Here is a 21422-nt window from a genome sequence, read left to right as displayed (position 1 = left end):
GCTCCTTAGAGATTATGCGGTATTAGCCACCGTTTCCAGTGGTTATCCCCCGCCTTCGGCCAGATCCCCATACCTTACTCACCCGTCCGCCACTCGCCGGCAAGGAAGTAAGCTTCCTTCCGCTGCCGCTCGACTTGCATGTGTTAGGCCTGCCGCCAGCGTTCAATCTGAGCCATGATCAAACTCTTCAATTAAAAACTTGATGCTCAAAGAATGTTTTACTGACCGTAACGCGCTTTTGTTCAACTCGCTTTGCCGGTGTTTTACCACCTTCGCCGCTGCCTACCAAAATAATGTTACTGCATATTAGTTCATATATGAATTAACTGTTTTGTCACTCTTCAAGACTTTAAAATCAAATATTTTTTGATGATGTCTTGCGAGTGCCCACACAGATTGTCTGATTAATTGTTAAAGAGCGTGCGACCTGGGCCGCAAGGTGGCATGTATTACGCTTTTCACCTGTAAAGTCAAGCAGTTATTTCTACTTTTCTTCACCTTCTTTACCCTGCGTCAAGAAAATTCAATTCAATCGATTCGTTCTATACTGACTCAGTGGGAGCGCGCATTATAGAGCGCCTAAAAATTTACTCAACTATTTTTTGCGTTTTTTATTTATATAAATATGTTTTATATGTTTTCGCCATAATGAATTAAAACACGAGTTTCGCACAGGCATATAAAATTCCAGAAATGGCTTAAAAGCTATGGTTAATTTGCAAGTTACTAAAACGTATAAATTTGTTTAAATTACAATAAGTTACTTTTAATTCATAAGATTTTGTCTATTTATATATTATGCTGAATTAAACTTAAAAATAGAGCGTTTTTTTATTGGTGCGAAACTCGTGTAAAATTCTACGAAATTAGCTCTATCTTATAGTATCCATTCAACTTTATGATTTAAAAAAGTTCAAAGATAAGACTATATGGTATTTTATTAAATCTAAATTCACTTCATTTGATTAAAAAATATTTAATAATATAAAATACAAATTTATCTATTCACTGTTTGTTAACTAATTCAAATAGTTTACTTAGGATAAAATAGTAATGACTTCTAATATAAGACCTTACTTGCATTCAAAACCTGTTATTGGAAATAGTGTGTTTATCGATCCAACTGCAGTGATAATTGGCGATGTACGTATCTCTGACAATGTAAGTATTTGGCCACTAACTGTCATACGCGATGATGTTAATTATATATCTATTGGAGCAAGAACTAATATTCAAGATGGTTCAGTACTTCATGTTACTCATAAAAATAAACTTAATCCTCAAGGATATCCTCTCATTATTGGCGAAGAGGTTACCATTGGACATAAAGTTATGTTGCATGGATGTACTATTGGTAACCAAACTTTAGTTGGAATGGGTTCAATTATTTTAGATGGCGCAAAGATTGAAGCTGATGTCGTTATCGGTGCAGATAGTTTAGTCACTCAAGGCAAAAAATTAGAAAGTGGTTATTTATATATTGGCAGTCCTGTAAAACAGATTAGAAGATTATCGTCAGAAGAGTTAGAAGGCTTAGTTCAGTCCGCAACTAATTATGACAATTGGAAAAATAATTACTTATAAGTGCATTATTAAAAATGCTATCCTCAATTGTTACCTGATATCGTTATCATTTTTTCCGTATAAATATACCAACTAATTTATGTTAGCATTTTCTTTTAATCGCTGTAATACAGATGAAATATCAGGTAATTTACCGTGCCATAGTTTAAAAGCAAAAGCCGCCTGACCGACTAACGTACCAATACCATCAGCATATTTTAATACTCCGTGGGTTTTCGCTAATGTTAAAAATGGTGTTTCATTTAATCGATAGAACATGTCATAACAAAAAACATTTTGCTTAAATATATTGGATGAAATAGCAGGAACTTCCCCTGCAACACCAGAAGATGTCGCATTGATCACTAAATCATACTCAGCGGAATGAATAGACTCCAACATCAATGAATTAATATGTCCTATAGCAGAAAATTGTTTTGCTAGTTTATCTGCTTTGCTAAATGTTCGATTCGTAATCGTTATTCGACAGCCATAATTTAAAATAGGAGCTATAACACCACGTGCTGCACCACCAGCACCAATTACTAATATATGCATTCCCTTTTCAATAAAGCGCAAACGCTCAAGATCTAAAACCAAACCTATTCCATCGGTATTATCACCAAGTAATCTATGATCATCTAACCTCTTGATAGTATTAATTGAACCACATATTTGAGCTTGTTCAGTTAATTCATGAACTTTATGGTAGGCTAATTCCTTGAAGGGTAAAGTAATATTTGCTCCCTTTCCTCCTCGGCAAAAAAAATCATCCAATTTTTCTTCAAATTTATTTAAAGGAACTAGCACTTTTCCATATTTATATTTAATACCAGTTTGCTCAGCAAATAATTTATGAATAAGTGGTGATTTACTATGTACTACTGGATTTCCAAATACCGTAAATTCTTCCATTTGCATTAACCTTTTCGATACAAGTGACCTGTCATTATATCTCGAATTTCAGATGGATTCTTATGTCCTCCAACAAAACCCTCTAAAACGGATACTTGGCCATTAAACTGGGCAATAACTTCTTCTTTTGTTCTGCATGGTGATAATCCATTTAAATTAGCACTAGTAGAAATCAATGGTTTGCCATATAAAAAACAAAGCTTTTTAATTAATTCAAAATTTGTAATACGAACTGCAAGTGAATCAAATTTTCCTGTTAACCATTTTGGTATGTCTTTTCCAGCGGGCACTACCCAAGTTATAGCTTCAGACCCTATTGAAAGCATCATTTCTTTTTGTAAATTAGTTAATTTATTATTATCAATATAAGGTGTTAATTGTTTATAGTCTCCAGCTATTAAAATTAGTCCTTTTTTCCATGAACGCTGTTTTAATAATAATAACTTACGGACTGCTTTATCGTTATCAGGATCACATCCAAGGCCAAAAACAGCTTCTGTCGGATAGGCTATAATTTTGCCTTCATTTAGCGCTAAAATAATATTCCGAAATGAAGGGGATATTTCATCAACCATACCAATTTATTCCATATATTTTTATTACTGCTGTTTATTACATAATTTATTTGCACAAAATATTTCCATATCTTGTAAAACCTTTTTTTCTATTAATAATGGATACTGACAGAAAGAACATTTACCAGAAATTGGTTTAGCATTCACCACAAATTGACACTTAGGATAACAATTACAACCATAAAATACTTTGCCAAAACGTGATATTCTTTGCAGTAATTCACCACCTTGACACTGTGGACATCCAACTAACGTTTCATCGGGTTTATCAATTAACTCTGTATGTTCACATTGAGGATAATAACTGCAACCAATAAACATACCAAAACGTCCTCGCTTCAACACCAAATTATGCCCACATTTGGGACAAAAATAATCTGGTAATTCTTTAATTATTTGGCTGTCTGCTGCTTGTTTTAATGACCGAACATAATCACATTTAGGATAATTAGAGCAAGCAACAAAAGACCCATATCCCCCATTTCGAATAATAAGTTCACCTTGACATTTAGGGCAATGCTCCTTATCTTCACCTGCCATTTTTCTAAAAAGGGTTGGCTTTTGCATTCTCATCTCACTTTAATTACTCAACTCTAATATATCCACCAGACACAAAGATAATTTTACTCATCAATTCAAATTCCAATAATTGAGCAGATACCTCAGTAATTGATAAGCCACTTCTTTCAGCAATTAAATCTATAGGCGTTGGTTCATAATTAATATAACGCAATATATTATTCATAGAATTATCGATCAATAGATTATCAGATAGGATTTTATTTTCTGGTAACCATTGTCGTCCACTGTTTAAATATTCAATAACATATTGGGGCGAAGAGGCTAAATAAGCCCCCTTGTTGAATTAACCAGTGATTACCTTCATATAAGGTATTTCCTAACGCACCTGGTAAAGCAAAAATATCTTTACCTTGCTCCAATGCACATTTAGCTGTAATTAATGAACCACTTTTTAATCCAGCCTCAATCACAATGACTGCTTTAATTAAGCCACTAACTTATACGATTTCGACGCGGAAAATTCTTGGCTAATGGAGGAGTATCTGGTAGATATTCTGATACTAACGCTCCTCTTGCTCCTTAATTTTATCCGCTAAACTAGTATGATAATTTATTTAAACCACTACCTAATACAGCAACAGTTATTCCATCATGCTTTAATGCAGTTTTATGGCTAATTCCATCAATACCTATTGCTAAACCACTGGTAATTGTAAATTTGTGAAGTACCAGTTCCTGACTAAATATTTGAGCCCATTTCTCACCATAAAAATCATTATAACGACTGCCTACCATAGCAATTTGAGTAGAAGAAAGCGCTTTCTCTTTACCAGCAACGAAGAGTATAATTGGTGGCGAATATATCTGTTATAATAAATATGGATAATTTGGATCGGATAACGTAATGAGTTTATGCTCGCTTACATCAAGCCATTTCATTGCCGCATAAATAGCTTTTGAATTTGCATGAATAAATTGTATACATTGATTAGGTGATAACCCACATGCCCGAAGAGAAGCAATTTTAACATTATTTAATGCAATAAGTTTCTCTACAATTGCAGCAGCATTAACAGTTGAAAGATGAGAGACCATTCTCATACGTAACCATATTTCCATTGGATCCATATACTTTCTAGACTTAATTGGCAATAAGTGTGTTCCATTTATAACCAATACTGTCAATCATAATGAGAAATGTCTAGAATAGGTATTAAATAACTTTCACTTTTTGGATATAGCTTTAAACATTTATGTCAGTATTAAATATATTACATTATCCAGATGAGCGTCTTCGCAAAATTGCAGAACCGGTAAAAAAAGTTGATGCAGAAATACAACGTATCGTGAATGATATGCTTGAAACGATGTATGAAGAAGAAGGTATTGGTTTAGCCGCAACACAGGTTAATATTCATCAAAGAATTATTGTTATTGACGTTTCAGAATCTCGTAATGAAAGATTGGTACTTATAAATCCTGTTATCCTAGAAACAGCTGGTGAAACTGGAATTGAAGAAGGTTGTCTTTCTGTACCGGAACAACGGGCATTTGTATCTCGTGCTAAATGGGTCAAAATTAAAGCCTTAGATGTCAATGGTAAAGAGTTTGAATTAGAAACTGATGATCTACTTGCTATCTGTATTCAACATGAAATAGATCATCTAAATGGCAAATTATTTATTGACTATCTTTCTGCATTAAAACGCCAACGCATTAGACAAAAAATTGAAAAGCTTGAACGTCTAAAAGCTAAAACAACAAAATGATATTTATCATATTTTATAATATAGGGATCTTTACGTGTCAGACTGTCTACGAATGATTTTTGCCGGCACCCCAGATTTTGCAGCACAACATTTAGCTGCATTACTCAGTATCAAGGATAAGTATCAAATTGTTGGCGTTCTAACACAACCTGATAAACCAGCTGGAAGAGGACGAAAACTCGCATCAAGCCCAGTAAAAACGCTAGCCGAAGAAAATAATATTCCTATTTTTCAGCCAACAACTCTAAAAATAACAGACAGTCAGCGCTGGATTGAAAATCAACATGCCGATATTATGGTTGTTGTCGCATATGGCCTAATTTTACCTGAAATTGTATTAAATATGCTACCAATGGGCTGCCTGAATGTTCATGGCTCACTACTACCCCGCTGGAGAGGCGCTGCGCCAATTCAACGCTCAATTTGGGCTGGTGATAAAGAAACCGGTATTACAATTATGCAAATGGATATTGGTCTGGATACCGGGGATATGCTTTACAAAATAAGCTGCCCCATTGAACTAAAAGATACCAGCGCAACACTATATCAAAAACTTGCAAAACTAGGCCCTATTGCACTCCTACATACTCTTGATTTACTCACTTCAGGTCAAGCAAAACCAGAAAAACAAAATGATACATTCGCTAGCTATGCTGAAAAACTGAGTAAAGATGAAGCATTAATTGATTGGACACTTTCGGCTGAACAAATTGAGCGATGTATCAGGGCATTCAATCCTTGGCCAGTAAGTTATTTTATTGTTGCAAATCAACCTATTAAAGTTTGGTATGCCGAAGTCATTGATCATGAAATTGACGCTTCACAGGGAACAATTTTAAGTGCCGATAAAACAGGGATTAAAGTGGCAACCGCGAAAGGTATTTTAAATATCTTAAAAATACAACCGGCCGGTAAAAAAATAATGTTAGCTAGTGATTTTCTAAACTCTCGTCACGGATGGTTTATTCCTGGCAGAATAATAAATTCACCATTGCAACCAAATTAATAATAAATTTCTTGTTTGCATTTATGATTAGTGGGTAATTATATTTAACATGAATAAAAAATATAACCTTAGAAGCATTTGTGCCCAAGTCATTGCCCAGGTTATTGATCAAAAAAAATCATTAAGCACTGTACTTCCCGAATGGCAAAAAAATATATCAGATAAAGATAAAGCTCTTTTACAAGAACTCAGTTTTGGTGTACTTAGAGTGTTACCCTTATTGGAATGGTTTATTCAACAATTAATAACTAAACCATTAAAGGGAAAAAAACGCATTATTCATTATCTTATTATGGTAGGAATTTACCAACTTCATTTTACTCGTATTCCCCCACATGCCGCGCTAGCAGAAACTGTTGATGGTGCTATCACACTGAAACACCCTCAACTAAAAGGCTTAATTAATGGTGTATTAAGACAATTTCAACGGCAAGAACAAACATTAAATGCAAAAGCCAATAATAATGAAAGCAATTATTTACATCCTAAATGGCTATTAGAAAAAATTCAGCAAGTTTATCCTGCTCAGTGGGAAGAGATTCTTGAGGCCAATAACCAAAAACCATCTATGTGGCTAAGAGTAAATCAATTGTATCATTCTACTCATGATTATCTAATACTATTACAACAAGCAGGTATAGAGGCCAGTTTAAGCAATGACAGTAAATTCGCTATCAAATTACAAAAACCGTGTGCGATTAACCAGTTACCAGGCTTTGACCAAGGTTGGGTAACAATTCAAGATTTATCTGCTCAACGATGCGTTGAATTATTAGCACCTAAAAATGGTGAATATATCCTTGATCTTTGTGCAGCTCCAGGTGGTAAGACAACTTATATACTAGAACTTGCTCCAAAAGCTGATGTTTTAGCGGTTGATATTGATGAACTACGAATAAAACGTATCCAAGAAAATCTTAATCGCCTAAAATTACATGCAAGAGTTATTGTTGGTGATGGACGTAGACCACTAGAATGGACATCGGGTGCGAAATTTGATCGTATATTGCTAGATGCCCCTTGCTCTGCGACAGGAGTGATTCGTAGGCATACGGATATAAAATGGTTAAGAAAACCGACAGATATCCAGCAGTTGGTTAAATTACAATATGAAATTCTAGAAGCTATCTGGCCTTATTTAAAAACCAATGGCATCCTGGTTTATGCAACTTGCTCTATTTTACCGGATGAAAACAAAGAACAAATACAGAAATTTCTTTTTCATCATCCTGAAGCATCTTTAAATAACAATATGGAACTGGGCCAACAAATATTACCCACTCAACGTGGAGGAGACGGTTTCTTTTATGCTTCTCTGATAAAAAATTAACACTACTATTTGAATAAATACTCAATCTGGCAGTAAGATAAAAATATAATGAAAATTATCATATTAGGTGCAGGACAAGTTGGTGGAACACTTGCAGAAAATTTAGTTGATGAAAACAACGATATCACTATCGTTGATACTAATACTGAACGTTTGCGCCAGCTACAAGATAAATTCGACCTAAGAGTTGTCAGTGGCCATGGCTCATACCCTAGGATCCTAAGGGAAGCCGGTGCTGAAGATGCTGATATGCTAGTCGCTGTGACAAATTCAGATGAAACTAATATGATTGCATGCCAAATCGCTTATTCTCTTTTTAACACGCCAAATAAAGTTGCTAGAATACGTGCATCTGAATATATCAAAGAAACTGAAAAACTTTTTACCCCTGATCACATAGCGATTGATTATCTTATTTCACCAGAGCAGCTTGTCATTGATTATATTTATAAATTAATCCAATATCCTGGTGCACTTCAGGTTGTTAACTTCGCAAGTGGCAAAGTAAGTATTGTTGCTGCAAAAGCCTACTATGGAGGTTCATTAGTAGGAAATTCCCTTTTAAATTTACGCGAACATTTACCCCATATTGATACCCGAATTGCTGCTATATTTCGCCAAGATAGACCCATTCGACCACAAGGATCCACTATTATTGAGGAAGGAGATGAAATCTTCTTTGTTGTAGCCACTGAGCATATTCGTGCTGTAATGAGCGAACTGCAACGACTGGAAAAACCCTACAAGCGAATTATGATAGTTGGTGGTGGCAATGTTGGTGCGGGTCTAGCAAAACAGCTAGAAAAAGATTACAGCGTTAAATTAATAGAACGTGATCAAAAAAGAGCAACGGAATTAGCAGAACTATTACATGATACAATCGTGTTTTATGGTGATGCTTCAGATCAAGAGCTTTTAGCGGAAGAACATATTGAGCAAACAGATGTTTTTATAGCACTGACTAATGATGATGAAGCCAATATTATGTCAGCTATGCTTGCCAAAAAAATGGGCGCAAAGAAAGTGATGGTTCTTATCCAACGTTCTGCTTATGTTGATCTTGTACAAGGAGGAGTCATTGATATCGCTATATCACCTCAACAAGCAACAATTTCCGCTTTATTAGGACATGTGCGTAAAGCAGATATAATCAATGTTTCATCCTTGCGTAAAGGCGTTGCTGAAGCGATAGAAGCTATTGCTCACGGCGATGAAAACACATCCAAAGTTGTTGGTAGAAAAATTTCAGAAATAAAGCTTCCTCCAGGCACAATTATCGGTGCTATTGTTCGTGATGATGAAGTCATCATTGCAAATAGCTATCATATTATCGAACATGATGATCACATCATTATGTTCATTACTGATAAAAAGCATGTTCCTGAAGTAGAAAAGATCTTCCAACCTAGCCCATTCTTTTTGTAAAATTTTTGATAGAAATATATTAATAGATATCATAATTTAAACATTATTATAAAATTTTACGTTCTATTTTGATTAACGGTAAGGGGACTATGAGCTTTTTAAAAGAATTCCGTGAATTTGCAATGAAAGGCAACGTTATTGATCTAGCTGTGGGTGTTATTATTGGTGCAGCATTTGGCAAAATTGTTTCTTCTCTTGTTGCAGATATTATTATGCCTCCCCTTGGATTACTTATCGGCGGTATTGATTTTAAGCAATTTCATCTTGTCTTAAGGGAAGCCCACGATAATATACCTGCTGTTACTATGAATTATGGTGTCTTTATTCAAAATATTTTTGATTTTCTAATCATCTCTATAGCAATTTTTATTGCGATAAAACTTATAAATAAATTGCGTCGAGAAAAAAAAGAAGCACCAGCAGCTGCACCAACTAAAGAAGTCACATTATTAACTGAAATTCGTGATTTATTAAAAAAACAAAAATAATCAAAACTAGTGGGTTAGTAATATGTAGTAGCTCAGACTTAATCTGACAGTTACCGGTTATTTATACAGTACCTGTCAGGTTAAATTTGATTTAAATCTTTCTCTCTCCAAAGTTGTTTTCCATCGTGTAAAGTTGCCATAGGAGTTCGACCGCAACACACTTTTCCTTGATGAGTGCGTTGGTTATTATATTCCGCTAACCATTTATCTAAATCAGCTTGTAATTCATCTAAAGCCCTATAGATTTTCTTACGAAAAGCCACCTGATAGAACTCTTGTAATACAGTTTTATGAAAGCGTTCACAAATCCCATTGGTTTGAGGTGAACGAGCTTTAGTTTTTGTATGATCAATATCATTGATAGCGAGATAAAGTTGATAATCGTGATGTTCAACTTTACCACAATACTCACTGCCTCTGTCCGTCAATAAGCGTGTTGCTTAATAGTGAAATAAGGGTATTTCGGTGATTGAAGTAAATTTTAGGCTGTTCTGAGATGGAAATTCCAAAGACCGGCACTAAGGAGTAAAAAGGTATCATCAATAAAGGGTCTACGATTCCGTAAAATTTGGGTCATATAGCTAGGCGACTTAATTTTGATTACAGCATATGTATTAAAAACAGGTCATCGATAGTGCATCCTGTTTCCATCTTTTTACGTTTAGCTTGAGACCATTTATGTTCTATAGGATTTAAATCTGGTGAATACACAGGCAAATATTCTATCTGGTGTCCTGCGTTTATAATTGCCTGTTCAATATTCTTACCTTTGTGAAAGCTAGCGTTGTCCATAAAAATAACAGAATTTTCAGGAAGTTCTGGGAGCAATATTTTTGTGATCCAAACATAAAAAACATCACGATTAATATTGCAATCAAATAATCCGATAGCAAAAAGGGTTGTTCCCAATAAAGCGCCAATAACATTTGTTCTTCCCTTAGCACCCCAGTTTTTCAGGCCAAAACAACGGTGACCTTTTGGGGAATAGCCGTGAGTTCGTGGAGTGTCATGTGAAAAACCACTTTCATCAATAAAAACAACAGATTTATCTTTTTTTTCATACTGTTGTCTTTTTTGCTGATGTGCCAGCCTGTCGCTTTCGTTGGTTTTTGGATGGAATAGAGTTTTTTTTATAGGTTAATCCCAGCTTTTTAAGGGATTGCCAAATAGTCTTTTTACAAACACCGAATCGCTCTGCCCGTTCCTTTTGGTAAGCATCTGGATACTGTTCCACATCTTTTGCTAAAGCATTTTTATCGAGCTTCCTCTTACGTGGCGTTGAATTTTTTGGCTCTGGTCGTTTAAGCCAACGTACTAAAGACGCTTTTCCAATACGGAATTGTTTCGCAGTTTCTCGAATTGTTAAACCTTCGGCTTTCCTTACAGATATTACTTTACGTCGAAAATCAATTGTATAACTCATAACACACCTTGTAATCAAAATTAAGTCGCCTAGCTATACGTAACACCGGTAACCCATGCTGGGAATAAAAAGGGAGAACCTTGTAATAAATCTGCCGCCGTTATCGCGCTTTTTGTTGTGTAAAGCTTACAATGAACGACTTTACTGTAAGTATCAATGTAAGTTTGTTGATAAACACGACCAACGCCTTTTAAATGACCGACATAAAAAGTATCTTGTGAACCCAGATAACCTGGATGCGCTGTTTCAATCTCACCACAGGCTTCATCATCTTGCGCTTTCTTTTCTAGAGCACTGATTTGTGATTCTGACAGGATAATTCCTTCTGTTGCGATTTTATCTTCAAGCGCTTTTAGGCGTTTTGTAAAATTTTCGAGATTATGGCGCAGCCAAATAGAGCGAACGCCACTCCCCGAAACAAAAATGCCTTTTTTTCTTAGTTCATTACTACTGCGGTGTTGACCGTGTGCAGGGTATTCAATCGCATACTCAACTACAGCGCTTTCAATCTGTTCATCTACTCTATTTTTTACGTTAGGCACCCGTCGATTTTGATTAATTAAAGCGTCTATCCCACCATCGTTAACAAGTTCCTGGTAGCGATAAAACGTATCTCGGGATACCACCCCCATAATCTTACAGGCTTTTGATACGTTATTAAGCTCTTCAGCAAGGTTAAGTAACCCGACTTTATCACGAATTTCGCACAGGAATATAAAATTCCAGAAATGGCTTAAAAGCAATGGTTAATTTGCAAGTTACTAAAACGTATAAATTTGTTTAAATTACAATAAGTTGCTTTTAATTTATAAGATTTTGTCTATTTATATATTATGCTGAATTAAACTTAAAAATAGAGCGTTTTTTTATTGGTGCGAAACTCTTGTTTATGTTTGATGATAGGATTATTTGTTTGATACATAGAATTACCTTTTATTTAATTATCTAATGATGTTAATTAAAACCGGTAACGCTCTTTTTTAAATCAGAATTGTCAGATTAAGTTAAGATTAATATAAGTAATAATAAATTTTTAAAATTAAGCAATACTAACCCACCCGTTTGCTCTTTATTATGTTTCATTTTTCTTTGATAACTCTCCCTTTTCCTTTCTTATTTTTTTAATTCGTTGCCTAAACAGAGGATCATACAGTATCGCTTCTACTGCACTCTTCTTTCATAATGCCTCGTTTATGCTGATAATTTGCCATACCAAATTCTCCAATATCAATGACTTTTTAAATAAACATCTATAAAATTTTATTTTATCCAAAACGGACATGTCATTTAATGTTTACTGGCGCCTTGTTCGAGGATCTCTAAAATTGAACATCCAGTACTAACATGTTTACTACCACAACAAGCCGCACTAAGCATTTTTAATGAATTCCTAATTCTCTCCATCTCTATAATTTTAATTTCAATCTCTTGCAAGCGAGCATCTACAATATTTTTCGACTCCTGGCAAGTATGATGAGCAGGATCAATGCGAATAGACAATAATTCTGAAATAGATTCCAAAGTAAAACCTAACTGCTTAGCATAACGAATAAAACGTAAACGTTGTAAATCTTTTTTGCTATAAAGACGATAACCACTTTCTGTACGATTAGGACGTTCCATTAACCCTTGTTTTTCATAGAAACGAATTGTATCGGTTGTAACATCTGCTAACTTAGCTAATTTACCTATATGATACATAACCACCTCTTATATATGTATAAATATTATCCACTATGATAGCAAACTATGAAATGACAAAAAGTTAATTTTTAGATAATAAAAAACCGGGATTAATCCCGGTTTTTTATGTAATTGCAAATTTATTCTGCAGTTACTTCTGCTTGAGACTCAACAGTACGATCAACAAGCTCGATGTAAGCCATCGGCGCATTGTCACCTGCACGGAAGCCACACTTCATAATACGAGTATAACCACCTGCACGGGTCGCGAAACGCGGTCCAAGTTCATTAAATAATTTTGCCACGATCTCATTATCACGAGTACGGGCAAACGCCAGACGACGATTAGCTACGCTATCGGTCTTGGCAAGAGTAATCAGTGGCTCAACGACACGGCGCAACTCTTTCGCCTTTGGTAAAGTTGTCTTGATAATCTCATGACGAACTAAAGAGCCAGCCATGTTACGAAACATAGCTTGGCGATGGCTACTATTGCGGTTCAATTGACGACCACTCTTACGATGGCGCATGACCTTATCCTTCTCAGTAAAACCTTAACCTGTGATCTTATTCATCAGCAATACTTGCTGGAGGCCAATTTTCTAGACGCATGCCTAGCGATAAACCTCTTGATGCCAAAACATCCTTAATTTCAGTAAGTGATTTTTTACCAAGATTAGGCGTTTTAAGCAACTCAACTTCAGTGCGCTGAACCAAATCACCGATGTAGTGGATAGCTTCTGCTTTTAAACAGTTAGCAGAGCGGACCGTCAATTCCAGATCGTCAACTGCGCGCAGCAGAATCGGATCAAACTCTGGCTTCTCATCTTTAACTTCAACCTTAGCAACATCGCGTAAATCAACGAAAGTTTCGAGTTGTTCAGCCAAGATAGTTGCTGCTCGACGAATCGCCTCTTCTGGATCGATTGTGCCGTTAGTTTCCATCTCGATAACCAGCTTATCCAAATCAGTGCGTTGTTCTACACGCGTCGCTTCAACATTGTAGGCAATACGCTCCACAGGGCTATAGCATGCATCAACTAATAAACGACCGATTGGGCGCTCATCTTCTTCCGAATGAATACGAGCAGAAGCCGGCACATACCCACGACCACGCTGTACTTTAATACGCATATTAATAGCAGCGCTTTCATCAGTTAGATGGCAGATAACATGTTGCGGCTTGACGATTTCGATATCATCATTAGGGGTGATATCGGCGGCAGTCACAGGGCCAATTCCAGATTTATTCAAGATCAGAATAACTTCATCTTTACCGTGAACTTTTACCGCCAGCCCTTTCAGGTTAAGGAGAATCTCCAGGATATCTTCCTGCACACCTTCTTTAGTGCTGTACTCATGCAGTACACCATCAATTTCAACCTCGGTCACAGAACAACCCGGCATAGACGAAAGCAAAATACGGCGTAGTGCGTTACCAAGAGTATGGCCAAAGCCACGTTCTAACGGTTCAAGGGTTACCTTGGCGTGCGTCGAACTAATTTGCTCGATATCAACCAGGCGCGGTTTAAGAAACTCTGTCACAGAACCCTGCATTGTGTCCTCTCTTTGGTACTAAGCTTTACTTAGAGTAAAGCTCGACGATCAGGTGTTCGTTAATGTCAGCAGACAGATCAGCACGTTCAGGAATACGTTTGAACACACCTTCCATCTTAACCGCATCAACCTCCAGCCAATTTGGCTTCTCACGCTGTTCAGCAAGTTCTAAAGCAGCCTTAATACGAGATTGTTTTTTTACTTTTTCACGAACGCTGATAACGTCATTCGGGGAAACCTGATAAGAAGCAATATTAACGACTTGACCATTTACCATGATAGCTTTATGGCTAACCATCTGACGTGCTTCCGCGCGTGTTGCGCCAAAGCCCATACGATAAACAGTATTGTCTAAACGACCTTCAAGCAAATTGAGCAAATTTTCGCCCGTATTACCTTTCAATCGTGTTGCTTCTTTATAATAGTTACGGAATTGACGTTCTAGAACACCGTAAATACGACGAACTTTTTGTTTCTCACGTAACTGAACACCATAATCAGATAGCCGCGGTTTACGTGCGCCATGCTGTCCTGGTGCCTGTTCTAATTTACACTTGGTGTCAATCGCGCGAACGCCAGACTTAAGAAAAAGATCTGTACCCTCGCGACGGCTCAGCTTGAGCTTAGGACCCAAATATCTAGCCATTTTCTTTCTCCAACAATCCTAAAAACGCAACGTAATTAAACACGACGTTTCTTCGGTGGACGACAACCGTTATGAGGAATCGGAGTCACATCAGTAATGTTAGTAATGCGGAAACCAGCCGCATTTAACGCACGGATAGTTGACTCACGGCCAGGACCAGGTCCTTTAACCATAACTTCTAAGTTTTTGATTCCGTACTCTTTCACTGCCTCGGCACAACGTTCTGCTGCAACTTGAGCGGCAAACGGAGTAGACTTACGAGAACCACGAAAACCAGAACCACCTGCGGTTGCCCAACCCAATGCATTACCTTGACGATCAGTAATGGTAACAATTGTGTTGTTAAAAGAAGCATGGATATGAGCCACACCGTCTGAAACTTGTTTTCTTACACGCTTACGTGCACGAATAGGTGCTTTTGCCATTATTTAATACCCCGACTATTTCTTGATCGGCTTACGCGGGCCCTTACGGGTACGCGCATTAGTCTTAGTACGTTGACCACGCACAGGAAGACCACGGCGGTGACGTAAACCACGATAGCAACCAAGATCCATTAAGCGCTTGATGCTTAGGGTAACTTCACGACGCAAATCACCTTCAACAATGTATTTAGCAACTTCGTCACGTAACTTGTCGATTTGCTCTTCAGACAGCTCACTGATCTTAACATGCTCAGCAATACCAGTTGCTGCACAGATTGACTGTGAGCGAGTTTTGCCGATGCCGTAAATCGACGTTAATGCGATTACGGTGTGTTGATCAGGAATGTTAATGCCTGCTATACGGGCCACTATGCACTCCTAAAGTTAAATACTGCATAACTGTGCTGAAAAGCCCGCTTTCAGGATACTCAAACAGTTATACATTTTCTTAGATAAAAAGTTTGGCTGGCTAATTTAGCCAGCTCAACCCAACTTTGCAAGAAAAAAATGCTTTTTTTAACCTTGACGTTGTTTATGTCTTGGTTCAACGCTGCAAATCACACGAACAATACCTTCGCGTCTAATGATTTTACAGTTACGGCATAATTTCTTGACTGAAGCACGAACTTTCATTTTTACTCTCCGTAACTTCCTAAGCAAATTAATTTAAAGACAATTATTTGCCTTTAAGATTTGCCTTTTTCAATGCAGACTCATATTGACTGGACATCATAAGAGTTTGCACTTGAGCCATAAAGTCCATAATAACGACGACAACAATTAGAAGTGAAGTACCACCAAAATAGAATGGAACTTTCATTGCGTCACGCATGAACTCCGGGATTAAGCAAATAAAAGTAATATACAATGCACCTACTAATGTTAGGCGTGTCATTACTTTGTCAATATACTTGGCCGTTTGCTCTCCCGGACGAATTCCTGGTACAAATGCACCGGACTTCTTCAGGTTATCTGCTGTCTCTCTCGGATTAAAAACTAATGCCGTATAAAAGAAACAGAAGAAGATGATTGCAGATGCATAAAGTAACACATAAAGCGGTTGTCCTGGCTGCAAATACATTGAAATAGCTGTCAGCCAGCCCCAACCTGTTCCATCACCAAACCAGGAAGCTATTGTACCTGGGAACAGTATAATACTGGAAGCAAAAATTGCAGGAATAACACCTGCCATATTTACCTTTAATGGTAAATGTGTGCTTTGTGCAGCATAAATGCGACGACCTTGTTGACGTTTTGCGTAGTTAACCACTATGCGGCGCTGACCACGTTCCATAAAGACAACAAAATAAGTCACAACAAATACTAAAACTGCAATCAACAACAACAGGAGGAAGTGCAAATCGCCTTGCCGAGCTTGCTCAATGGTATGGCCGATGGCCGGCGGGAGCCCCGCAACTATACCTGCAAAGATAATGATAGAGATACCGTTTCCAATACCTCTTTCAGTAATTTGTTCGCCTAGCCACATCAGAAACATTGTTCCTGTCACTAAACTAACAACAGCCGTGAAATAAAATGGAAAACCAGGATTGATTACCAACCCTCGCATTCCAGCCATATTTGGTAAACCTGTCGCAATACCAATAGATTGGAATATCGCCAATACCAAAGTACCATAACGCGTATATTGACTAATCTTACGGCGACCGGCTTCCCCTTCCTTCTTAATCTCTGCTAGCCGTGGATTAACTACAGTCAGTAATTGGACAATAATCGATGCCGAAATATACGGCATAATTCCCAATGCAAAGATAGAAGCACGACTAAGTGCACCACCAGAGAACATATTAAACATTTCAATGATGGTGCCTCTTTGCTGTTCAAGCAATTTGGCAAGCACAGTGGCATCAATACCAGGAATAGGAATAAAAGAACCAATACGGAAAACAATCAGCGCCCCAATAACAAACAAAAGCCTGCGTTTAAGTTCGCCTATGCCACCTTTAGCACTTTGAAAATCTAAACCTGGTTGCTTCGCCATCTGTAACTTATTCCTCGATTTTACCGCCAGCCGCTTCAATTGCAGTCCGTGCACCTTTTGTTACACGAAGACCACGTACAGTTACTGGACGATTAACTTCACCAGAAAGAATAACTTTCGCATATTCTATTTGAATGCCAACTATATTAGCAGCTTTCAGCGTATTCAGATTAATGACATCGCCTTCAACTTTAGCAAAGTCTGACAAACGAATTTCTGCAGTAATCATTGCTTTACGTGAAGTAAAACCAAATTTTGGTAAACGACGATATAGAGGCATCTGACCACCTTCAAAACCACGACGGATGCCACCGCCAGAACGAGATTTCTGACCTTTATGACCACGTCCGCCTGTTTTACCTAAACCGGAACCAATACCGCGACCTACGCGTTTAGGTGCATGTTTAGCACCTTCAGCTGGAGACAGAGTATTTAAGCGCATCTGTTACTCCTCAACTTTAACCATGTAGGAAACCAAATTGATCATGCCGCGGAGCGCTGGTGTATCTTCACGTTCTACAGTATGACCGATACGACGCAGACCTAAACCGATCATGGTTGCCTTATGTTTTGGCAAACGACCAATAGTACTGCGAAATTGTGTAATTTTAATAGTCTTAGCCATGGTCCATTACCCCAGAATTTCTTCGACGGATTTACCACGCTTAGCTGCGACCATTTCTGGAGACTTCATACTGTCTAAAGCATCCAGCGTTGCACGAACAACATTAATTGGGTTCGTGGAACCATAGGTTTTAGCCAGTACGTTATGAACACCCGCGACTTCCAAAACAGCACGCATTGCACCGCCTGCGATGATACCCGTACCTTCATAAGCAGGTTGCATAAACACACGAGAACCTGTGTGAGCACCTTTTACAGGATGATACAAAGTACCATTATTGAGAGCGACGTTTTTCATATTGCGACGGGCTTTTTCCATCGCTTTCTGGATTGCTGCCGGAACTTCGCGTGCCTTACCGTAGCCAAAACCAACACGACCGTTACCATCACCAACGACAGTTAGTGCTGTAAAACTAAAAATACGGCCACCTTTAACGGTTTTTGCTACACGATTTACCGCGATCAGCTTTTCCTGCAGTTCGCCAGCTTGTTTCTCGATGTGAGCCATCTTACACCTCTACCTTAGAACTGAAGGCCAGCTTCACGGGCAGCATCTGCCAGTGTCTGGACTCGACCATGATATTGGAAACCAGAACGGTCAAAAGCAACTTCTTTGATGCCTTTTTCCAACGCGCGCTCAGCAATTAATTTACCAACTGCTGCTGCGGCTTCTTTGTTTCCTGTGTACTTTACTTGCTCATTGATAGTTTTTTCTGTAGTAGAAGCAACCACCAAAGTTTCAGAACCGTTTGGTGCAATAACCTGCGCATAAATATGTCTAGGGGTACGGTGTACCACCAAGCGCGTTGCACTCAGTTCATGTAGTTTGCGGCGTGCGCGGGTCGCACGACGGATACGAGCTACTTTCTTATCCATAGTGTTACCTTACTTCTTCTTCTTAGCCTCTTTAGTACGCACGATTTCATCGGCGTAATGAACACCTTTACCTTTATAAGGTTCAGGACGACGGTAAGCACGCAATTCAGCTGCAACTTGGCCAATTGCCTGTTTATCTACTCCTTCCAACACAATTTCAGTCTGTGAAGGACATTTTGCAGTAATACCTGCTGGCAGTTCATGCTCTACCGGATGAGAGAAACCTAAGGACAAACTTATAGTATTGCCTTTAATAGCTGCACGATAACCGACACCACCCAGCTGAAGTTTCTTAGTGAAGCCTTCGGTAACACCAATAACCATTGCATTCAATAAAGAACGCGTCGTACCCGCTTGCGCCCATGCATCAGCAAAACCTTCACGAGCTGCAAACGTTAATTGATTATCAGCATGTTTGACTTCAACAGCTTTATGGATTGTACGAGTAAGCTCGCCATTTTTACCTTTAATCGCTATATCCTGACCGTCAAGTTTAACTTCTACGCCGGCAGGAATGACGACAGGTGCTTTTGCCACACGAGACATTCTTTCCTCCCGAATTAAGCTACGTAGCAGAGAATTTCGCCACCTAAACCTGCTTGGCGAGCTGCACGATCAGTCATGACACCTTTAGAAGTAGAAATAATCGCAATGCCTAAACCAGCCATAACCTGTGGTAACTCATCTTTTTTCTTATAGATGCGCAAACTTGGGCGGCTTACACGCTGAATGCTTTCTACAACAGCCTTACCTTGGAAATATTTCAATGTAATTTCCAATGTTGGCTTGATGTCGCCTTCAATTTTATAATCTTCAATATAACCTTCTTCCTTAAGCACTGTAGCAATCGCTACTTTTAGCTTAGCGGAAGGCATGTTGACCGCAGCTTTATTAGCGGCCTGACCGTTACGGATACGGGTTAGCATATCCGCGATGGGATCTTGCATGCTCATCTGTCTTTACTCCCGTGATTCAATTGGTGAAATTACCAGCTAGCCTTTTTAAGACCCGGGATTTCACCGCGCATAGCGGATTCACGGACTTTAATACGGCTTAGACCAAATTTCCGCAGAAAACCATGCGGACGCCCAGTTTGACGACAGCGGTTACGCCGACGAGAAGGGCTGGAATCACGTGGTAGCGTTTGCAGCTTAAGAACAGCATTCCAACGATCTTCATCAGATGTATTCACATCAGAAATAATAGCTTTCAATTCTGTGCGCTTTGCAAAGAATTTTTCAGCTAATTTTGCACGTTTTACATCACGTGCTTTCATTGATTGTTTAGCCATGAATACCCTGCCTTACTTACGGAACGGAAAGTTAAACGCCATCAACAGTGCAAGACCTTCATCATCTGATTTCGCACTAGTGGTGATAGTAATATCTAAACCACGTACACGATCCACTTTATCATAATCGATTTCAGGAAAGATGATTTGTTCACGTACACCCATGCTGTAGTTGCCACGACCATCAAATGATTTAGTGGATAAACCACGGAAATCACGGATACGTGGTACAGCAATAAAAATCAGACGCTCAAAGAATTCCCACATACGTTCGCCACGCAGGGTCACTTTACAGCCGATTGGATAGCCCTGACGGATTTTGAAGCCTGCAACAGATTTGCGCGCTTTGGTGATAAATGGTTTTTGCCCTGTTATTGCCGCTAAATCAGCAGCTGCATTATCAAGCAGCTTTTTATCAGCAACAGCTTCACCAACACCCATGTTCAGGGTGATCTTCTCGACCCGAGGGACTTGCATGACAGAATTGTAGCCAAACTGAGTCATCAGCTTTTGGACTACCTCGTCTTTATAGTAATCATGCAGTTTCGCCATCGTATACTCCAAAAATTACTTAATAGTTTCACTGTTAGATTTGAAGAAACGCACTTTTTTGCCATCTTCAATTCTAAAACCTACTCGGTCAGCCTTGCCTGTTGTCACATTAAAGATTGCAACGTTAGAAACATCAATTGCTGCTTCTTTTTCGACGATGCCACCTGGTTGATTCAGAGCCGGAACAGGCTTCTGATGTTTTTTAACCAGATTAATCCCTTCAACAATGACTTTACCAGAAGAAAGAACCTGTTTTACTTTACCGCGTTTGCCTTTATCTTTACCAGCTAACACGATAACTTCGTCATCACGACGGATTTTCGCTGCCATTGTGCCCGCTCCTTAGAGTACTTCTGGTGCCAGAGAGATAATTTTCATAAACTTCTCAGTACGAAGTTCACGAGTTACCGGCCCAAAAATACGCGTACCGATAACTTGCTCACTTGTATTGTTTAACAACACACAAGCATTGCCATCGAAACGAATGACAGAACCGTCAGGGCGACGAACACCCTTCTTGGTGCGCACCACTACCGCTTTCAGGACATCACCTTTTTTTACTTTACCGCGTGGAATTGCTTCTTTAACAGTAATTTTGATGATATCACCTACATCTGCGTAGCGACGGTGCGAGCCACCTAGAACCTTGATACACATTACGCGACGTGCGCCGGAGTTGTCGGCTACGTTCAGCATAGTCTGTTCTTGGATCATTTTAGTGCTCCGCTAAATGTCAACTACAACTAAGCC

The 21422-nt window shown here is 38.4% G+C and carries 32 protein-coding genes, 4 pseudogenes and 1 other annotated feature (1 of these 37 cut by a window edge); of the genes and pseudogenes, 6 read left to right on the top strand and 30 right to left on the bottom strand.

Annotated elements, in window-relative coordinates:
* Nucleotides 1–194 (bottom strand) — a sequence feature (16S ribosomal RNA rRNA prediction is too short) (it extends 437 nt beyond the left edge of the window).
* Between the two features lie 859 nt (nucleotides 195–1053).
* Nucleotides 1054–1584, top strand: coding sequence for a gamma carbonic anhydrase family protein (locus AYJ55_RS05745; protein WP_063654822.1), 531 nt, complete (start codon nucleotides 1054–1056; stop codon nucleotides 1582–1584).
* A 72-nt stretch (nucleotides 1585–1656) separates the two neighbouring features.
* Here AYJ55_RS05745 and aroE read toward each other — a convergent pair whose 3' ends face one another.
* The 7 genes and pseudogenes from aroE to AYJ55_RS35090 form a co-directional block, all read right to left on the bottom strand.
* Complete coding sequence (aroE, locus tag AYJ55_RS05740; protein WP_063655136.1) at nucleotides 1657–2478, bottom strand: shikimate dehydrogenase; 822 nt, start codon at nucleotides 2476–2478, stop codon at nucleotides 1657–1659.
* A gap of 5 nt (nucleotides 2479–2483) precedes the next feature.
* Complete coding sequence (tsaC, locus tag AYJ55_RS05735; protein ID WP_063654821.1) at nucleotides 2484–3053, bottom strand: L-threonylcarbamoyladenylate synthase type 1 TsaC; 570 nt, start codon at nucleotides 3051–3053, stop codon at nucleotides 2484–2486.
* Between the two features lie 24 nt (nucleotides 3054–3077).
* Nucleotides 3078–3620, bottom strand: coding sequence for a DNA topoisomerase family protein (locus AYJ55_RS05730; RefSeq protein ID WP_063654820.1), 543 nt, complete (start codon nucleotides 3618–3620; stop codon nucleotides 3078–3080).
* Nucleotides 3621–3636: 16 nt separating this feature from the next.
* Nucleotides 3637–3813 (bottom strand): DprA-like winged helix domain-containing protein, encoded by a 177-nt coding sequence (locus AYJ55_RS35105; protein WP_342668143.1) that lies wholly within the window; start codon nucleotides 3811–3813, stop codon nucleotides 3637–3639.
* 58 nt (nucleotides 3814–3871) lie between these two features.
* Nucleotides 3872–4045 (bottom strand): DNA-processing protein DprA, encoded by a 174-nt coding sequence (locus tag AYJ55_RS35100; protein WP_342668142.1) that lies wholly within the window; start codon nucleotides 4043–4045, stop codon nucleotides 3872–3874.
* Nucleotides 4046–4067: 22 nt separating this feature from the next.
* A pseudogene (locus AYJ55_RS35095) lies at nucleotides 4068–4421 on the bottom strand (DNA-processing protein DprA).
* A 21-nt stretch (nucleotides 4422–4442) separates the two neighbouring features.
* Entirely contained in the window at nucleotides 4443–4703 is a 261-nt protein-coding gene (locus tag AYJ55_RS35090) for a hypothetical protein (RefSeq protein ID WP_342668141.1), read from the bottom strand.
* Between the two features lie 125 nt (nucleotides 4704–4828).
* Between AYJ55_RS35090 and def the strand changes: the two genes are divergently transcribed.
* The 5 genes from def to mscL all read left to right on the top strand — a co-directional run bounded on the left by def (nucleotide 4829) and on the right by mscL (nucleotide 9593).
* Nucleotides 4829–5344 (top strand): peptide deformylase, encoded by a 516-nt coding sequence (def, locus tag AYJ55_RS05720; RefSeq protein WP_063654819.1) that lies wholly within the window; start codon nucleotides 4829–4831, stop codon nucleotides 5342–5344.
* A gap of 34 nt (nucleotides 5345–5378) precedes the next feature.
* A complete protein-coding gene (fmt, locus tag AYJ55_RS05715; protein ID WP_063654818.1) occupies nucleotides 5379–6350 on the top strand; it encodes a methionyl-tRNA formyltransferase in 972 nt (323 codons plus the stop codon).
* A 49-nt stretch (nucleotides 6351–6399) separates the two neighbouring features.
* Nucleotides 6400–7680 carry a 16S rRNA (cytosine(967)-C(5))-methyltransferase RsmB gene (rsmB, locus tag AYJ55_RS05710; protein ID WP_063654816.1) on the top strand — a complete coding sequence of 427 codons (1281 nt, stop codon included), beginning with the start codon at nucleotides 6400–6402 and terminating at the stop codon, nucleotides 7678–7680.
* A 48-nt stretch (nucleotides 7681–7728) separates the two neighbouring features.
* Complete coding sequence (trkA, locus tag AYJ55_RS05705; RefSeq protein ID WP_063654814.1) at nucleotides 7729–9105, top strand: Trk system potassium transporter TrkA; 1377 nt, start codon at nucleotides 7729–7731, stop codon at nucleotides 9103–9105.
* Between the two features lie 89 nt (nucleotides 9106–9194).
* Nucleotides 9195–9593, top strand: a complete 399-nt coding sequence (gene mscL / locus AYJ55_RS05700; RefSeq protein WP_063654812.1) for a large-conductance mechanosensitive channel protein MscL — start codon at nucleotides 9195–9197, stop codon at nucleotides 9591–9593.
* An 80-nt stretch (nucleotides 9594–9673) separates the two neighbouring features.
* Here mscL and AYJ55_RS05695 read toward each other — a convergent pair.
* The 23 genes and pseudogenes from AYJ55_RS05695 to rplN form a co-directional block, all read right to left on the bottom strand.
* Nucleotides 9674–10027: pseudogene (locus AYJ55_RS05695) on the bottom strand (integrase core domain-containing protein); the annotation flags it as partial.
* A 166-nt stretch (nucleotides 10028–10193) separates the two neighbouring features.
* Nucleotides 10194–10682 (bottom strand): IS630 family transposase, encoded by a 489-nt coding sequence (locus tag AYJ55_RS05690; RefSeq protein ID WP_063653499.1) that lies wholly within the window; start codon nucleotides 10680–10682, stop codon nucleotides 10194–10196.
* Nucleotides 10651–11016: an IS630 transposase-related protein gene (locus tag AYJ55_RS05685; protein ID WP_063653415.1), complete on the bottom strand. Its 366-nt coding sequence runs from the start codon at nucleotides 11014–11016 to the stop codon at nucleotides 10651–10653. The genes AYJ55_RS05690 and AYJ55_RS05685 overlap by 32 nt, the downstream gene beginning before the upstream one ends.
* Nucleotides 11017–11026: 10 nt before the next feature.
* A pseudogene (locus AYJ55_RS05680) lies at nucleotides 11027–11732 on the bottom strand (helix-turn-helix domain-containing protein); the annotation flags it as partial.
* Nucleotides 11733–12088: 356 nt separating this feature from the next.
* Nucleotides 12089–12178, bottom strand: a pseudogene (locus AYJ55_RS32700) (alternative ribosome-rescue factor A); the annotation flags it as partial.
* Nucleotides 12179–12303: 125 nt separating this feature from the next.
* Complete coding sequence (gene zntR / locus AYJ55_RS05675; protein WP_063654809.1) at nucleotides 12304–12717, bottom strand: Zn(2+)-responsive transcriptional regulator; 414 nt, start codon at nucleotides 12715–12717, stop codon at nucleotides 12304–12306.
* Nucleotides 12718–12839: 122 nt separating this feature from the next.
* Nucleotides 12840–13229 carry a 50S ribosomal protein L17 gene (rplQ, locus tag AYJ55_RS05670; RefSeq protein ID WP_032116401.1) on the bottom strand — a complete coding sequence of 130 codons (390 nt, stop codon included), beginning with the start codon at nucleotides 13227–13229 and terminating at the stop codon, nucleotides 12840–12842.
* Nucleotides 13230–13266: 37 nt separating this feature from the next.
* Nucleotides 13267–14256: a DNA-directed RNA polymerase subunit alpha gene (locus tag AYJ55_RS05665; RefSeq protein WP_063654808.1), complete on the bottom strand. Its 990-nt coding sequence runs from the start codon at nucleotides 14254–14256 to the stop codon at nucleotides 13267–13269.
* A gap of 25 nt (nucleotides 14257–14281) precedes the next feature.
* The gene (gene rpsD / locus AYJ55_RS05660) at nucleotides 14282–14902 is read right to left on the bottom strand and encodes a 30S ribosomal protein S4 (RefSeq protein ID WP_063654807.1); all 621 of its coding nucleotides are present in this window, start codon (nucleotides 14900–14902) and stop codon (nucleotides 14282–14284) included.
* A gap of 35 nt (nucleotides 14903–14937) precedes the next feature.
* The gene (gene rpsK / locus AYJ55_RS05655) at nucleotides 14938–15327 is read right to left on the bottom strand and encodes a 30S ribosomal protein S11 (protein ID WP_002919257.1); all 390 of its coding nucleotides are present in this window, start codon (nucleotides 15325–15327) and stop codon (nucleotides 14938–14940) included.
* Between the two features lie 15 nt (nucleotides 15328–15342).
* Nucleotides 15343–15696 (bottom strand): 30S ribosomal protein S13, encoded by a 354-nt coding sequence (rpsM, locus tag AYJ55_RS05650; protein ID WP_032116398.1) that lies wholly within the window; start codon nucleotides 15694–15696, stop codon nucleotides 15343–15345.
* A gap of 147 nt (nucleotides 15697–15843) precedes the next feature.
* Complete coding sequence (gene rpmJ / locus AYJ55_RS05645; protein WP_032116397.1) at nucleotides 15844–15960, bottom strand: 50S ribosomal protein L36; 117 nt, start codon at nucleotides 15958–15960, stop codon at nucleotides 15844–15846.
* Between the two features lie 43 nt (nucleotides 15961–16003).
* Nucleotides 16004–17329, bottom strand: a complete 1326-nt coding sequence (secY, locus tag AYJ55_RS05640; protein WP_063654806.1) for a preprotein translocase subunit SecY — start codon at nucleotides 17327–17329, stop codon at nucleotides 16004–16006.
* Between the two features lie 7 nt (nucleotides 17330–17336).
* Nucleotides 17337–17771, bottom strand: coding sequence for a 50S ribosomal protein L15 (gene rplO / locus AYJ55_RS05635; RefSeq protein ID WP_063654804.1), 435 nt, complete (start codon nucleotides 17769–17771; stop codon nucleotides 17337–17339).
* A 3-nt stretch (nucleotides 17772–17774) separates the two neighbouring features.
* Nucleotides 17775–17954 (bottom strand): 50S ribosomal protein L30, encoded by a 180-nt coding sequence (rpmD, locus tag AYJ55_RS05630; protein WP_063654802.1) that lies wholly within the window; start codon nucleotides 17952–17954, stop codon nucleotides 17775–17777.
* Nucleotides 17955–17960: 6 nt separating this feature from the next.
* A complete protein-coding gene (gene rpsE / locus AYJ55_RS05625) occupies nucleotides 17961–18461 on the bottom strand; it encodes a 30S ribosomal protein S5 (protein ID WP_032116394.1) in 501 nt (166 codons plus the stop codon).
* Between the two features lie 14 nt (nucleotides 18462–18475).
* A complete protein-coding gene (gene rplR, locus AYJ55_RS05620) occupies nucleotides 18476–18829 on the bottom strand; it encodes a 50S ribosomal protein L18 (RefSeq protein WP_063654800.1) in 354 nt (117 codons plus the stop codon).
* 9 nt (nucleotides 18830–18838) lie between these two features.
* Nucleotides 18839–19375, bottom strand: coding sequence for a 50S ribosomal protein L6 (gene rplF / locus AYJ55_RS05615; RefSeq protein ID WP_063654798.1), 537 nt, complete (start codon nucleotides 19373–19375; stop codon nucleotides 18839–18841).
* Between the two features lie 14 nt (nucleotides 19376–19389).
* The gene (gene rpsH, locus AYJ55_RS05610) at nucleotides 19390–19782 is read right to left on the bottom strand and encodes a 30S ribosomal protein S8 (RefSeq protein ID WP_026823166.1); all 393 of its coding nucleotides are present in this window, start codon (nucleotides 19780–19782) and stop codon (nucleotides 19390–19392) included.
* 32 nt (nucleotides 19783–19814) lie between these two features.
* Nucleotides 19815–20120: a 30S ribosomal protein S14 gene (gene rpsN / locus AYJ55_RS05605; protein WP_026823167.1), complete on the bottom strand. Its 306-nt coding sequence runs from the start codon at nucleotides 20118–20120 to the stop codon at nucleotides 19815–19817.
* Between the two features lie 12 nt (nucleotides 20121–20132).
* Complete coding sequence (gene rplE / locus AYJ55_RS05600; protein ID WP_063654796.1) at nucleotides 20133–20672, bottom strand: 50S ribosomal protein L5; 540 nt, start codon at nucleotides 20670–20672, stop codon at nucleotides 20133–20135.
* A 15-nt stretch (nucleotides 20673–20687) separates the two neighbouring features.
* Entirely contained in the window at nucleotides 20688–21002 is a 315-nt protein-coding gene (rplX, locus tag AYJ55_RS05595) for a 50S ribosomal protein L24 (RefSeq protein ID WP_026823169.1), read from the bottom strand.
* A 12-nt stretch (nucleotides 21003–21014) separates the two neighbouring features.
* Nucleotides 21015–21386, bottom strand: coding sequence for a 50S ribosomal protein L14 (gene rplN, locus AYJ55_RS05590; RefSeq protein ID WP_026823170.1), 372 nt, complete (start codon nucleotides 21384–21386; stop codon nucleotides 21015–21017).
* Nucleotides 21387–21422: the final 36 nt, after the last annotated feature.

The sequence above is a fragment of the Candidatus Arsenophonus triatominarum genome (assembly GCF_001640365.1).
GTDB lineage: Bacteria > Pseudomonadota > Gammaproteobacteria > Enterobacterales > Enterobacteriaceae > Arsenophonus > Arsenophonus triatominarum.
Note: the sequence above shows the minus strand (reverse complement) of the source record. Positions and strands in the feature narration are given on the sequence as shown.